This is a genomic window from Microbulbifer sp. S227A (assembly GCF_049800935.1).
Window position 1 is genome coordinate 19229 of sequence record NZ_JBNAFZ010000006.1, and the last position, 13358, is coordinate 32586.

The following is a 13358-nucleotide window of genomic DNA, read 5'->3' on the forward strand; positions in this document are numbered from 1 at the left end:
CGTTTCGCCGTTGGTCCGGGGCGGCCAGCCACCCCGGGCGCGACCTATTCGCCGTAAGGCACCCAGATTGTCTTGACCTCGGTTGCCTCTGACAGAAAGCGGGCGGTCTGCGGCGCAAACCAATCGGTCGCGCGCGCGTTGTTGACCCATGTGCGTTTCAGGTTCCCGGCGCTGGCCCGCTCGATCCCGGCGGACAGATCGCTTGAGGAAAAGCTCCACATCGCGTCCACGTTCAGATGCGCCGCCATATGGGGCGCAAGATCGCCGTGCCGCCCGGTCAGGATATTGACCACCCCGGCGGGCACATCGGAGGTATCCAGAACCTGGTAGAAATCGGTCGCCGCCAAGGGGTAGGGTTCGCTCGCCGCCAAAACCACGCGGTTGCCCATCGCAATCGCCGGTGCCATGATCGACACCAGCCCAAGCAGCGGTGCCTCATCGGCACAAAGCGCGGCGATCACCCCCACCGGTTCCTTCATCGCCAGCGCCACGCCGCGCATTGGCACCGCCTGCGTCTGGCCATCGAACTTGTCCGCCCAGGCCGCCGCCGAAAACAGCCGCTGGATGCTGGCCTCGACCTCTCTGGCACCCTGCCGCGCGCCGGTCATCGCATCGATGCGCTGGGCAAACTCTGCCGCGCGGGCCGACAGGTTCTCGCCGATGTAATACAGGATCTGCGCGCGCAGATGCGCCGTGCCTTTTGCCCAGCCCACCGCGCCACGGGCCGCCTCGACCGCATTACGCACGTCCTTGCGGCTGCCAAGTCCTACATGACCAAGCAAGGCCCCGGATTTGCCATGGATCGCCTGAGAATACCCGCTGTCGGGGCGCGCCTGCTTGCCGCCGACATACATCTTGGCGGTCCGGTCAACAGGATCGACGGGCGCGCCCTTGCCGTCATACGGTTTGATCGGCGCCAGCGCCTTGCTCTTGCCCATGGGCCGGGTATAGGCGCGCAGCCCCTCCCAACCGCCTTCGCGACCAAACCCGCTTTCCCGCACGCCGCCAAAGGGCGCTGCCGCGTCGAACAGGTTGGTGGCATTGATCCACACGACCCCGGCGGCCAGCTTCGGGGCGATGTCCAGCGCCAGGTTGACATTCTCGGTCCAGACCGTCGCCGCCAGCCCATAGCGCGTGTTATTGGCGATCATCACCGCCTCATCCGGGGTGCGAAACGTGGTCGCTGCCAGGACGGGGCCAAATATCTCTTCCTGCATCAGCGCATCCGACGGCGCGAGCCCCGAGATCAGCGTCGGCGGATAGAAACAACCCTGCGCCGGCATTTCGATCGCGGCAACATGGATGTCGCCCGCCCCGTTGGCATCGACCAGCCGCGAAATTGTCGCATGCTGTACCGGGTCCACCACCGCGCCGATGTCGATACATTTGTCCAGCGGATCACCGACGCGCAGCTTGTCCATCCGCGCCTTCAGCCGCTCAAGGAACAGGGCCGAAATGTTCTCCTGCACCAACAGCCGCGACCCGGCGCAACAGACCTGGCCCTGGTTGAACCATATCGCGTCCACCAGCCCCTCGATGGCGCTGTCCAGATCGGCATCGTCGAACACGATATACGGGCTCTTGCCACCCAGCTCCAGCGTCAGCGCCTTGCCCGACCCCGCCGTTGCCTCGCGGATGCGCCGCCCCACCACGGTTGACCCGGTAAAGGCGATCTTGTCGACCTCTGCCGCCACGATCATCTCGCCCACCGCCCCGTCGCCGGTAACAATGTTGACAACACCCTCGGGCAAGCCGGCCTGCTGGCAGATCTCGGCAAACAACAGCGCGGTCAGCGAAGTATACTCCGCCGGTTTCAGAACCACGGTATTGCCCATCGCCAGCGCCGGCGCGATCTTCCACGCCAGCATCAACAGGGGAAAGTTCCACGGGATGATCTGGCCGCACACGCCCAGCGGTTCGGCACCGGGCAATGCCTCTTCCATCACCTGCGCCATGCCCGCATGGTAATAGAAATGCCGCTGCGCCAGCGGAATGTCTATGTCGCGGCTTTCCCGGATCGGCTTGCCATTGTCCAGAGATTCCAGCACCGCGAACAGGCGGGCATGTTTCTGCAACAGCCGGGCAATGGCATAGAGATACCGCGCCCGCCCGGGCCCGTCCAACCGCGCCCACTTGCCCTGCGCCTTGCGGGCCGCCGCCACCGCGGCCTCCACATCCTCCTGCGTCGCCTGGCTCAGCGTCGCAAGACGCGCGCCGCTTGCCGGGTTGCGGCTCTCGAAACCGGCCGCCGCCGGGGTAAATGCACCGCCGATGAAATGCCCGAATGCGCCATCATGTCCGGCAATCCAGCTCAGCGCCTCGCTGGCACTTTCCGGCGCCGGCCCATAGTCCATGGTCTCGAAGATTTCCTTGACGGTCATCATTTCACCTTTGTTCAAATACTCATTGCACGACACATGCCGCGCGCGGCTTAGCCGATGGCATGGCGGTGGCCGGCCGAATAGGCCCCGGTCAAATGATGCTCCAGCTGGCGCTCGATATCGCCCAAAAGCGAACTTGCCCCGAACCGGAACAGGTCGGGTTGCAACCAGCGATCGCCCAGCTCATCCTTCATCAGCGACAGGTAGACCAGCGCATCCTTGGCCTTGGAAATCCCCCCGGCGGGTTTATAGCCCACCCGGTACCCCGTGCGCATATGATAGTCCCGGATGGCGCGGATCATCACCAGCGAAACCGGCAGCGTCGCGTTGACGCTTTCCTTGCCGGTCGAGGTCTTGATGAAATCCGCCCCCGCCATCATGCAGACCAGGCTGGCGCGCGCCACGTTGCGCAGCGTTCCCAATTCACCGGTCGCAAGGATCGCCTTGACATGCGCCTCGCCACAGGCCTCGCGAAAGGTCCTCATCTCATCATAGAGGGCCTGCCAGTCCCCCGACAGCACATGCCGCCGCGAGATCACGATATCGATCTCCTGCGCGCCGGCGGCGACGCTTTCCCCGATTTCCGCAACCCGCAGGTGAAACGGCGACAACCCGGCGGGAAAGCCGGTGCTGACCGCAGCGACAGGAATACCGGTTCCGGCGAGCGCCTGCACCGCGGTGGCAATCATGTCGTGATAGACACAGACCGCACCGGTTGTCAGACCCTGCATGTCAAGCGCCGCCAGCAGATCATGGCGCACCGGCTGGCGGGCCTTGGCGCACAACCTTTGTACCCGGCCCGCCGTATCATCCCCGGCCAATGTCGTCAGGTCGATACAGCTGATGGCGCGCAGCAGCCACGCGGCCTGGTGGTCTTTCTTGACCGACCGCCGCCCCGGCAAGGTCGCGGCGCGGCGCTCTATGGCGGAGGTATTGGCCTGTACCGAGCGGACCCATTGCATGTCCAGCGCGGTTCCCGGATTGCGCGGTTCGGGGGCCAGCGGCAGGAGCGCGTTTTGCGTGGTGGTTTCGGTCTGCATATCGCCCCCCTGTTCGGCTCAGGGCGCAAGGTGGCATGGGGGTGCTGGCTTGGCAAGCCGGGGGCGGATGCGGTTCACGCTCCGTCACCCGGCTCTTGGGTCACGTCCCATGCGCGGCTGCATCGGCAAGTGCCTGTGGCAGAGATACCATATCTTGTGGTTCTGTTGCCGCAACCCGGCCGGGTTGGCGAGATATTGCCCGGAAAACCGGCATTCCACGGTTTTAGTTGCAAGTAATTCGCAATAGCATTGACTTAGTTGCGAGTGACTCGCATATTCAACATGTTTCGAATGAAAAGGAATGCCTGGATGATTCTGCGCCGTACTTTGCTGATCGCGACCCTGTTTGCGCTGGCCCTGCCGCTGGCCGGCCGCGCCATCGCGCAGACGCCGCTCAAGGTGGTTGCGACCACCGGCATGATCGCCGACGCCGCGCGCCAGGTTGGCGGTGATCTGGTCGAGGTCCAGGCCCTGATGGGGCCGGGGGTCGATCCGCATTCCTATCGCCAGACCCGAACCGATATCGTCGCGATGACGCGGGCGGATCTGGTTCTGTGGCATGGCCTCTACCTTGAGGCGCAGATGGAAGATTTCTTTGGCGATCTCGCGCGCAAACGCAACGTGGTGGCGGTGGCCGATGGCCTGCCCCGCGACCTGCTGCGCGGTCATGACGATTACGAGAACAAGTTCGACCCGCATGTGTGGATGTCCCCGGACCTGTGGAAGCTTGTGGTCGAACAGGTCCAGGCGGCGCTGACCGCGACCCGCCCCGAGGCTGCCGGGGAGTTTGCCGCCAATGCCGCCGCGCATCTGGCCGGGCTTGACGCGCTGGCCAGCTATGCGGAACAGAACATGGCGCAGATTCCGGCGGACAATCGCGTCCTGCTGACCGCGCATGATGCCTTTGGCTATTTCGGTGAACGCTTTGATGTCGAGGTGCTCGGCATCCAGGGCATTTCGACCGAGAGCGAAGCCGGGTTGAACCGGATCAGCGCGCTGGTCGATCTTTTGGTCGCCCGCAAGATCAGCGCCGTCTTTGTTGAAAGCTCGGTCTCGGACCGCAACATGCGCGCATTGGTCGAAGGCGCGGCGGCACGCGGGCACGAGGTACTGGTCGGGGGCGAACTCTATAGCGACGCGATGGGGGCGGAGGGTACTTATGAAGGCACCTATATCGGCATGATCGATCACAACGTCACCATCATCGCCAGCGCCCTGGGTGCGGATGTGCCGGAACGCGGCATGTCCGGCAAGCTGTCGGCGGGGTTCTGAGATGAGCGTCGAACTGATCGCATCGCGGGGCGCGGTGATGCCCCGGACCCCACGCGTCGACAGCCCGCTGGCCATTCGTGGCCTGACCGTCTCGTATGGTCAGAAGCCGGCGGTGTTCTCGGTCGATATGACGGTCCGGCCCGGTGCCATGACCGCGATCATCGGTCCCAACGGGGCGGGGAAATCGACCCTGCTCAAGGCGGCGCTTGGTATCGTCACGCCGTTGTCGGGCCAGGTACAGGTCTTTGGCGCGCCGCTCGAACGACAGCGCGCGCGCATCGCCTATGTTCCCCAGCGGGCCAGCATCGACTGGGATTTCCCGACCCGTGTGATCGACGTGGTGCTGATGGGGCTCTATCGCCAGCTGGGCCTGTTGGGCCGCATCCGGGGTATGCACCGCAAACGGGCCTTGGACTGTCTGGATCGGGTTGGCATGCGCGACTTTGCCGACCGCCAGATCGGGCAACTCTCCGGTGGCCAGCAACAACGGGTGTTCCTTGCCCGCGCCCTGGCGCAGGACGCGGATCTGTATCTTCTGGACGAACCGTTCGCCGGGGTCGATGCGGCGACCGAAAAGGCAATCATCGCGGTTCTGAAATCGCTGCGCGCCGAGGGGAAAACCGTCGTGGTTGTGCATCATGACCTTGCCACCGTGCGGGATTATTTCGATCACGTGTTCCTGATCAACACCAGCAAGGTGGCCGAAGGGCCGGTGGCATCGACATTCACCGCCGAAACGCTGCAGGCGGCCTATGGCGGGCGGCTGGCCACCGCACAGGTTGACCAGCTGGCCGCGGCGGCGCTGGTTTGATCCATGCTGGCCGATGCGCTGCTGCTGCAACTGGGCTATAACGCCACGCTTGTCGCCATCGGCGCGACTCTGCTGGGCATTGCGGCAGGCAGCACCGGCACCTTCCTGTTCCTGCGCAAACGCGCGCTTGTCAGCGACGCGATCAGCCATGCGACCCTGCCCGGAGTCTGCCTGGCCTTCATGGTGATGGTGATGCTGGGCGGGGACGGGCGCAATCTCGTGGGGCTGCTTCTGGGCTCGGCGATTTCGGCCTGGGTCGGGCTGCTGTGCCTGACCTGGCTGGTTCAGCGTACACGCCTGGCCGAGGACGCGGCCATCGGCGCGGTCCTGTCGGTGTTCTTTGGCTTTGGCATCGTTCTCTTGACTGTCATCCAGACCATGGGTTCGGGGCGTCAGGCCGGGCTTGAGAGCTTCCTGCTCGGCTCCACCGCCGGGATGCTCTGGGCGGATGCGATGGTCATCGCAATTGGCGGCGCGGTGACGCTCGCGGTGATCCTGTTGTTGCGCCGTCCCATGACGTTGGTGGCGTTCGATCCGGATTACGCGTTGGCGCGCGGGTTGCCCGTGGCGCGGATCGATCTTGCCATGATGGCTCTGGTGATGGCGGTGACGGTGGTGGGGCTCAAGATTGTCGGGTTGATCCTGATTGTCGCCTTGCTGATCATCCCGCCGGTGACGGCGCGTTTCTGGACCGAACGCAGCGATCTGGTGGTTCTGCTCGCCGGTCTCGTGGGTGGCATTTCGGGATATCTCGGGGCGGCGATCTCGGCCTCCGCGCCAAACCTGCCCACCGGCCCCATCATCGTGCTGGTCAGCTTTGGGTGCTTTGCGCTGTCCCTGATGCTGGCGCCGGGGCGGGGGGCGCTGGCGGCGCTGTTGCGGCACCTGCGCTTTCAGAAACGCGTCCACCTGCGGCAGGGATTGCTGGCGCTGGCCCAGGGGCAGCCGATCTACGAAGCCCTGACCCTGCGCCTGTTGCGGCGTGCCGGGCTGGCGCGGGCGGATGGCGTCGCGACCGATCTTGGCCGTGCCCGTGCGGCCAAGGCGCTGCGCGACGAGCGGCGCTGGCAGGTGGTGCGCGCCGACCAGGCCTATGAAGCCGCCGCCGCGCTCTATGACGGGCTGCGCGACATCGAAACTGTTCTGACCCGCGACCAGATCGCCGAGGTCGACCGTGCCATCGGCGGCCCGCAGGGGGTGCCCGCATGAGCGGTGCCGAGTTTGTCCCCCTGTCGCTGCCGCCCCTGCTGATCGGGATCTGTGCGGCCATCGCCTGTGCCCTGCCGGGGAATTTCCTCGTGCTGCGGCGGCAGGCGCTGATCGGTGACGCGATCAGCCACGTGGTCCTGCCGGGGATCGTGGTGGCGTTCCTGGCAACCGGAGTCGTTGCGGCCTGGCCCATGATGCTGGGCGCGGCGGGGGCCGCGGTGATCGCGGTGGTCCTAATCGAGGTGATCCGCCGGCTGGGCCGGATCGAACCCGGTGCGGCCATGGGCGTGGTGTTTACCAGCATGTTCGCGGCGGGGGTTTTGCTGCTTGAACAATCGGACACTTCGGCGGTGCATCTTGATGTCGAACACGCGCTATATGGCAACCTCGAAAGCCTGATCTGGCTGGACGCCACCGGCTGGGCATCGCTTTGGGATGCCGAGGCGCTGCGCGGCCTGCCGGCCGAGCTGCCGCGCATGGCGATCACGCTGGTGGTGGTGGCGCTGTTCATCGCCCTGTTCTGGCGGCCGCTGAAACTCTCGACCTTTGACGAAGGGTTTGCCCGCACATTGGGTATTCGCACCGGCCTGCTGGGGCTGGCGCTGGTGATCACCGCCGCGATTGCGGCGGTCGCGGCCTTTGACGCGGTGGGTTCGATCATCGTGATCGCGATGTTCATCTGCCCGCCCGCCGCCGCGCGGTTGATGACCAACCGGCTTGAACATCAGGTGGCGTGGAGCGTGGTCTTTGCCACCGCCGCCGCCGTGATCGGCTATGTGCTGGCCGGGTATGGCCCGCTCTGGCTGGGTGGGCAGGATGCGGTCAGCGCGGCGGGGATGATCGCCACGGTGTCCGGGCTGATCCTGGCGCTGGCGGCGCTGTTCGGCCCCTGCCGCACGCGCAACGGTGCGCCGCAGCAGGGGTGACGTTTCAGGATTTCGGCATGCGCCGCTTGGGTGGCTTGTCGCCGCCGCGTGCCTTGGCCGCCGCCGCAGCGGCGCGGGCCTTGTTCTTCTTGCTGTTGGGCTTGCCGACGGGCGGGGCCTTGCCCGGTTCCGCGCTGCGCGATTTGCGTTTGCCAGCTGGCGGTTTGCCATGGGGCTTATAGGGGCGCGAGGTGTCCTTGGCCCTGGGATCGCGGGGTTTGCCCGCCGGTTTAGCGGCCCCCTTGGACTTTGAGGCCGGTTTGGGTTTGCGCAGGCGCGGCGTTGGGGCGTCGTTCCAGTCGATCGGTGTCGCGTCCGGCTTGGCAGGGGCGGGGGCCGGTGCGGGGGAGGGGGCCGGGGCAGGCGCGGGAGCAGAGGCACGTTCCGCCGGGGCAGAACCGCGATGCGGTTTCGCCCTGTTGCCATAGGGTTTGCCGCCGCCCGGTTTGCCGCCGGGGCGTGAGGTGCCACCCAGGTCGGGGGCCTTGTCCAGCCGCGTTACCCTGGCGTCCCCCTCGACGGTCATGTCCGGCCCGAGCGCCGCCGCAAAACCGTCGGCGCTGGCCTCGCGGATCTCGACAAAGCTCTCGTTGAACTGGATGCGGATCGCGCCGATATCGTCCTTGGTGATGCCACCCGCCTTGCACAGGATCGGCAGCAGGCGGCGGGTTTCGATGCCCGCCTTCTTGCCGCCCGCGACCGAGAACCAGACGCTGGGCCCAAAGGGCGCGCGCGGTTCGGGCTTGCCCGCCGGGCCGGGCGCCGAGAGCTCTTCGGGCGCGGAATGGCGGCTTTCATAGAGTGCGACATAGGCGGCGGCGATCTGTTCGGCGCTGAAGCGCAATACCAGCGCGGTTGCCGCGTCAGACAGTTCCACCGCTTCCTGCCAGACCGGGTCGGCCAGCATCCGCTCGCCGTCGCGCGCGCGCACGTCCTCGGCCGAGGGGGCCTCGCCCCAATCGGCGGTCAGCTTGGCAAAGCGCAGCAGGCGTTCGCATTTCTTGCGCGCGGCGGGGGGAACGATCAGCGCGCTGACCCCCTTGCGCCCGGCACGACCGGTGCGCCCGGAGCGGTGCAACAGCGTCTCGTGGCTGTTGGGCAATTCCGCATGTACCACCAGATCGAGGCTGGGCAGGTCGATGCCGCGCGCCGCGACATCTGTGGCCACGCATACCCGCGCGCGCCCGTCTCGCATCGCTTGCAGGGCGTGGCTGCGTTCGGATTGCGACAGCTCGCCCGACAACGCCACCACCGGGAACCCCCGGTTGGACAGCCGGGTGGTCAGCCGGTTCACCATCGCGCGGGTATTGGCAAAGACCAGCGCGTTGGGCGCCTCGTAATAGCGCAGGACGTTGATGATCGCATTCTCGGTATCGCGTGCGGCCACGGTCAGCGCGCGATACTCGATATCGGTGTGCTGGCTGGTTTCCGCGGCAGTGGTTATGCGGATCGCGTCGTTCTGATACTTGCCGGCAAGGTTGGCGATGCCGCGCGGCACCGTTGCCGAGAACATAAGAGTGCGGCGGCCCTGGGGGGTGTTGGCAAGGATGAATTCGAGATCCTCCTGGAAACCGAGGTCAAGCATTTCATCCGCCTCGTCCAGAACCACCGCCCGCAATGCGCCCAGATCGATGCTTTCGCGCATGATGTGATCGCGCAGACGGCCCGGTGTCGCCACCACGATATGCGCCCCGCGTGCCAGGGCGCGGCGTTCGTCGCGCATGTCCATGCCGCCCACGCATGAGGCCAGATGCGCGCCGGCCTTGCCATAGAGCCATCCCAGCTCGCGCTTGACCTGAAGCGCCAGCTCGCGGGTCGGCGCGATGATCAGGGCAAGGGGGGCGGCGGCCGCGTCGAACTGGTCGTCCGTGCCAAGGATGGTATCGGCGATGGCCAGGCCAAAGCCCACGGTCTTGCCCGACCCGGTCTGGGCCGAGACCAGCAGGTCGGAATGGCCAAGCGCGGGATCTGTCACCGCCTCCTGAACCTGTGTCAGGCTGTCATAGCCCTGCTGTTGCAGGGCATCTGCGATGGTTTGTTTCACGGGGCGACCTCTGGGTTGGCTGCACGCAATCCTGCGCGGGGATCAAGCGCTGCCACCTAGACCCTTGGCGGGGCAATGTATAGAGGGCTAAGTGCCCCAGCCCCCCCCGCCGGGCGTGAACATGCCAAAGATTGCGCCGGCGGGCAGGTCGATCTCGTCATTGCCCTTCAGGTCCACGCGACGGCCATCCGGCATCTCGGCCCAGTTCACCCCAACCGCACCCGGCGCGCCGCCATCGACGCCAAAGGGCGGGATCTCGCGATGCGAACACAATGTGGTCACGGTAACCGGGGTGAGGAACCGCAACAGGCGCGTCGCCCCGTTGCCCCCGGTCCAGCGCCCCTTGCCGCCAGACCCGTCGCGAATGCCAAAGGTTTCCAGTCGCACCGGAAAGCGTTTCTCGAGGATCTCGGGATCGGTCATGCGGGTGTTGGTCATATGGGTCTGGATCGCGTCGCAGCCATCAAACCCCGGACCGGCCCCGGTGCCGCCGGCAATGGTTTCATAATTCTGGAACGTATCATTGCCCCAGACGAAATTGTTCATTGTCGCCTGGCTGCCCGCGATCACATGCAGCGCCCCGTAGAGCGCATTGCACATGGCCTGGCTGACCTCGGTATTGCCCGCGATCACCGCCGCCGGATAGGTGGGGTTCAGCATCGACCCTTCGGGTGCAATGATCCTGAGCGGGTGCAGACAGCCTTCGTTGAGCGGAATATTGTCGCCGACCAGCGTGCGGAACACGTAAAGCACAACCGCCCGGCAGATCGAGAACGGCGCGTTGTAATTGCCCATGTGCTGCGCCGAGGTGCCGGTAAAGTCGATCACCGCCTCGCGCGCGGCCTGATCTACCGTGACCGAGACTTCGATCCTGGCACCGTGATCCATCGGATAGCTGAACCGCCCGCCGGGCAGCTTGCCCAGAACGCGGCGCACGCTTTCCTCGGCGTTGTCCTGAACGTGGCCCATATAGGCGGTTACCACGTCAAGCCCATAGCGTTCCGCAACCCTGAGCAACGCCTGCCGCCCGGTTTCGTTTGCCGCCACCTGTGCCTGAAGGTCGGCCATGTTCTGGGCGATGTTGCGACAGGGATAGCGGCCCGATCCCAGCACCTGTTCCGCCGTTTCGCGCTGGAATTCGCCACGGGACACAAGCCGGACATTGTCGATCAGCACGCCTTCCTCGTCGATATGGCTGCTGTCGGGGGGGGCGCTGCCGGGGGTGCGTCCACCGATATCCGCATGGTGCCCGCGACTGCCCAGCCAGAACACCGGCGCACCATCGGCAAAGACCGGGGTGATCACCGTCACATCCGGCAGATGCGTACCACCGTTATAGGGCGAATTCAGCATGAAGGCATCGCCCTCGTGAATGTCACCGGCGTTTTCGCGCATCACGGTCTTGACGCTGTCCGACATCGAGCCGAGATGCACCGGCACATGCGGCGCGTTGGCCACCAGATCGCCATTCACGTCAAAGATGGCACAGGAAAAATCAAGCCGTTCCTTGATGTTGACCGACCATGACGTGTTGGCCAGCGTTGCGCCCATCTGGTCGGCGACCGACATGAAGAGATTGCCCATCACTTCGAGCAACACCGGATCGGCCTCGGTCCCGGCGGCGCGGGCATGGGTCTTGGCGCTGGTCCGTTCCAGGATCAGGTTGCCCAGATCGTCCAGCCGCGCGGCCCAGCCGGGTTCGACGATATTGGTGCCGGTGGCCTCGGTGATGACGGCGGGGCCGGTGATGCGGGCGTCGCGGGGCAGGGTGTCACGCGCAAAGAGCGGTACGGTCTGCCAGGTGCCGTCGCAATGCATCGGGATATGCGCGCGCGGCGCGGCATCGGTGCCAAAGGGAACCGGACCGGGGGCCTGTCCGGTGTCGCCGATGGCCTCTGCGGCGACCATCTCGAACAGGATGGCGCGGTCGGCAGACACGAAACCGAACCGGCTGCGATGCGCCTCTTCAAAGGCCGCCTGCATCGTCTCGGGGTCGGCAAACGGCACCTCCAGCGCCTGATGCGAGCCGTCATAGCGCAGATGCGCGCGGCATTCGCTGCGGATCTGTGCCGCGCCCTGATTGCGGACCTCGGTTGTGGCCTCGGCCTCGATGGTCGCCAGCGCCGCCCTTGCGGTCTCGATCTCGGCCAGGGGCGCATCGACCTGAACCTCGCGCAGCGCGCGGATCTCGGCGAGCCCCATGCCATAGGCCGACAACACGCCCGCATAGGGATGGATGAACACCCGCGACATGCCAAGCGCGTCGGCCACCAGACAGGCATGTTGCCCCCCCGCGCCGCCAAAGCATTGCAGGGCATAGCCGGTCACGTCATGGCCGCGCTGTACGCTGATCTTCTTGATGGCGTTGGCCATGTTGTCGACGGCGATGTGCAGGAACCCGGTGGCGATGTCTTCGGGTGCGCGGGGGGCTTCGCCGGTTTCCTTGGCCACATCCTGCGCAAGGGCGGCGAACCTGGCGCGCACGGTTTCGGCATCCAGCGGCTGATCGCCGTCAGGGCCGAACACGTTGGGAAAGTGATCGGGGTTGAGCTTGCCCAGCATGACGTTGCAATCGGTCACCGTCAGCGGGCCGCCACGACGATAGCAGGCCGGGCCGGGATCGGCGCCCGCGCTCTCGGGGCCGACCTGAAAGCGGCCCTGCGCAAAGCTGCAAATCGATCCGCCGCCGGCGGCGACCGTGTGAATGTCCATCATCGGCGCGCGCATGCGCACACCGGCAACTTCGGTCTCGAACGAGCGTTCATAGGTGCCGGCATAATGGCTGACATCGGTTGACGTGCCGCCCATGTCAAAGCCGATCAGGTGGTCATGCCCCGCCGCCTCTGCGGTCTTGACCATGCCGACGATACCGCCCGCCGGCCCGGACAGGATCGCATCCTTGCCCTGAAACAGCCGCGCATCGGTCAAGCCGCCGCTGGATTGCATGAACAGCAACCGGTCACAGGCACGCCCCATGTCCAGCGCATCGGCCACCTGATCCACATAGCGGAGCAGGATCGGCGAAAGATAGGCATCGACAACCGTGGTGTCGCCGCGCCCGACCAGCTTGGCCAGTTTGCTGACTTCGTGGCTGGTCGAGACCTGGGTAAAGCCGATCTCGCGGGCCATGTCGGCAACCTGCTGTTCGTGTCCCGGGTTGAGATAGGCGTGCAGCCCGGCAATCGCCACCGCGCGCAGCCCGGTCTCATATGCAGATTGCAACGCCGCACGGGTTGCCGGTTGGTCCAGCGGGCGGATCACCGAACCATCGGCATCGAGCCGTTCGTCCATCTCGGCCACCGTGTGATAAAGCAGCTCGGGGCGGATGATATGCAGGTCAAACAGGCGCGGGCGGGTCTGGTAACCGATCTGCAAAAGGTCGCGAAACCCCTTGGTGATCATCAACAGGACCGGTTCGCCCTTGCGCTCAAGCAGCGCGTTGGTGGCAACGGTGGTGCCCATCTTGACCGCGCCGATGGCCCGGTCGGGAAAATCTCCATCCACCGCCATGATCTCGCGAATGCCCTGCACGGCGGCGTCGGCATAGCGTTCCGGGTTCTCCGACAACAGCTTGTGCGTGGCAAGCGACCCATCGGGCCTGCGCGCCACGAGATCGGTGAATGTGCCGCCCCGGTCGATCCAGAATTCCCACTGTCCGCTCATCGCTCGCCCCCG

The 13358-nt window shown here is 65.7% G+C and carries 8 protein-coding genes; 4 read left to right on the forward strand and 4 right to left on the reverse strand.

Going from position 1 to position 13358, the window contains the following annotated elements:
• Window positions 1-44: 44 nt before the first annotated feature.
• Entirely contained in the window at window positions 45-2381 is a 2337-nt protein-coding gene (locus ACP15R_RS14980) for an aldehyde dehydrogenase family protein (RefSeq protein ID WP_424987249.1), read from the reverse strand.
• 50 nt (window positions 2382-2431) lie between these two features.
• Entirely contained in the window at window positions 2432-3421 is a 990-nt protein-coding gene (deoC, locus tag ACP15R_RS14985) for a deoxyribose-phosphate aldolase (RefSeq protein ID WP_424987250.1), read from the reverse strand.
• Between the two features lie 309 nt (window positions 3422-3730).
• Between deoC and ACP15R_RS14990 the strand changes: the two genes are divergently transcribed.
• From ACP15R_RS14990 to ACP15R_RS15005, 4 genes are read left to right on the forward strand one after another with little or no spacing between them, the layout of a single operon-like run.
• Window positions 3731-4693, forward strand: coding sequence for a metal ABC transporter solute-binding protein, Zn/Mn family (locus ACP15R_RS14990; protein WP_424987252.1), 963 nt, complete (start codon window positions 3731-3733; stop codon window positions 4691-4693).
• 1 nt (window position 4694) lies between these two features.
• The gene (locus tag ACP15R_RS14995; protein WP_424987253.1) at window positions 4695-5504 is read left to right on the forward strand and encodes a metal ABC transporter ATP-binding protein; all 810 of its coding nucleotides are present in this window, start codon (window positions 4695-4697) and stop codon (window positions 5502-5504) included.
• A 3-nt stretch (window positions 5505-5507) separates the two neighbouring features.
• Complete coding sequence (locus tag ACP15R_RS15000) at window positions 5508-6713, forward strand: metal ABC transporter permease (protein WP_424987254.1); 1206 nt, start codon at window positions 5508-5510, stop codon at window positions 6711-6713.
• The gene (locus ACP15R_RS15005; RefSeq protein ID WP_424987255.1) at window positions 6710-7639 is read left to right on the forward strand and encodes a metal ABC transporter permease; all 930 of its coding nucleotides are present in this window, start codon (window positions 6710-6712) and stop codon (window positions 7637-7639) included. Before ACP15R_RS15000 ends, ACP15R_RS15005 begins: the two co-directional genes overlap by 4 nt.
• A 4-nt stretch (window positions 7640-7643) precedes the next feature.
• Here ACP15R_RS15005 and ACP15R_RS15010 read toward each other — a convergent pair whose 3' ends face one another.
• Window positions 7644-9683 carry a DEAD/DEAH box helicase gene (locus tag ACP15R_RS15010; RefSeq protein WP_424987256.1) on the reverse strand — a complete coding sequence of 680 codons (2040 nt, stop codon included), beginning with the start codon at window positions 9681-9683 and terminating at the stop codon, window positions 7644-7646.
• Window positions 9684-9770: 87 nt separating this feature from the next.
• Window positions 9771-13346, reverse strand: coding sequence for a hydantoinase B/oxoprolinase family protein (locus ACP15R_RS15015; protein WP_424987257.1), 3576 nt, complete (start codon window positions 13344-13346; stop codon window positions 9771-9773).
• Between the last annotated feature and the right edge of the window lie 12 nt (window positions 13347-13358).

What these genes read in the sequence shown, in the direction of transcription:
- ACP15R_RS15000 (WP_424987254.1), top strand. Translation starts at nt 5,508, where the DNA reads ATGCTGGCCGATGCGCTGCTGCTGCAACTGGGCTATAACGCCACGCTT.
- ACP15R_RS14980 (WP_424987249.1), bottom strand. Translation starts at nt 2,381, where the DNA reads ATGACCGTCAAGGAAATCTTCGAGACCATGGACTATGGGCCGGCGCCG.
- deoC (WP_424987250.1), bottom strand. Translation starts at nt 3,421, where the DNA reads ATGCAGACCGAAACCACCACGCAAAACGCGCTCCTGCCGCTGGCCCCC.
- ACP15R_RS15005 (WP_424987255.1), top strand. Translation starts at nt 6,710, where the DNA reads ATGAGCGGTGCCGAGTTTGTCCCCCTGTCGCTGCCGCCCCTGCTGATC.
- ACP15R_RS14995 (WP_424987253.1), top strand. Translation starts at nt 4,695, where the DNA reads ATGAGCGTCGAACTGATCGCATCGCGGGGCGCGGTGATGCCCCGGACC.
- ACP15R_RS15015 (WP_424987257.1), bottom strand. Translation starts at nt 13,346, where the DNA reads ATGAGCGGACAGTGGGAATTCTGGATCGACCGGGGCGGCACATTCACC.
- ACP15R_RS14990 (WP_424987252.1), top strand. Translation starts at nt 3,731, where the DNA reads ATGATTCTGCGCCGTACTTTGCTGATCGCGACCCTGTTTGCGCTGGCC.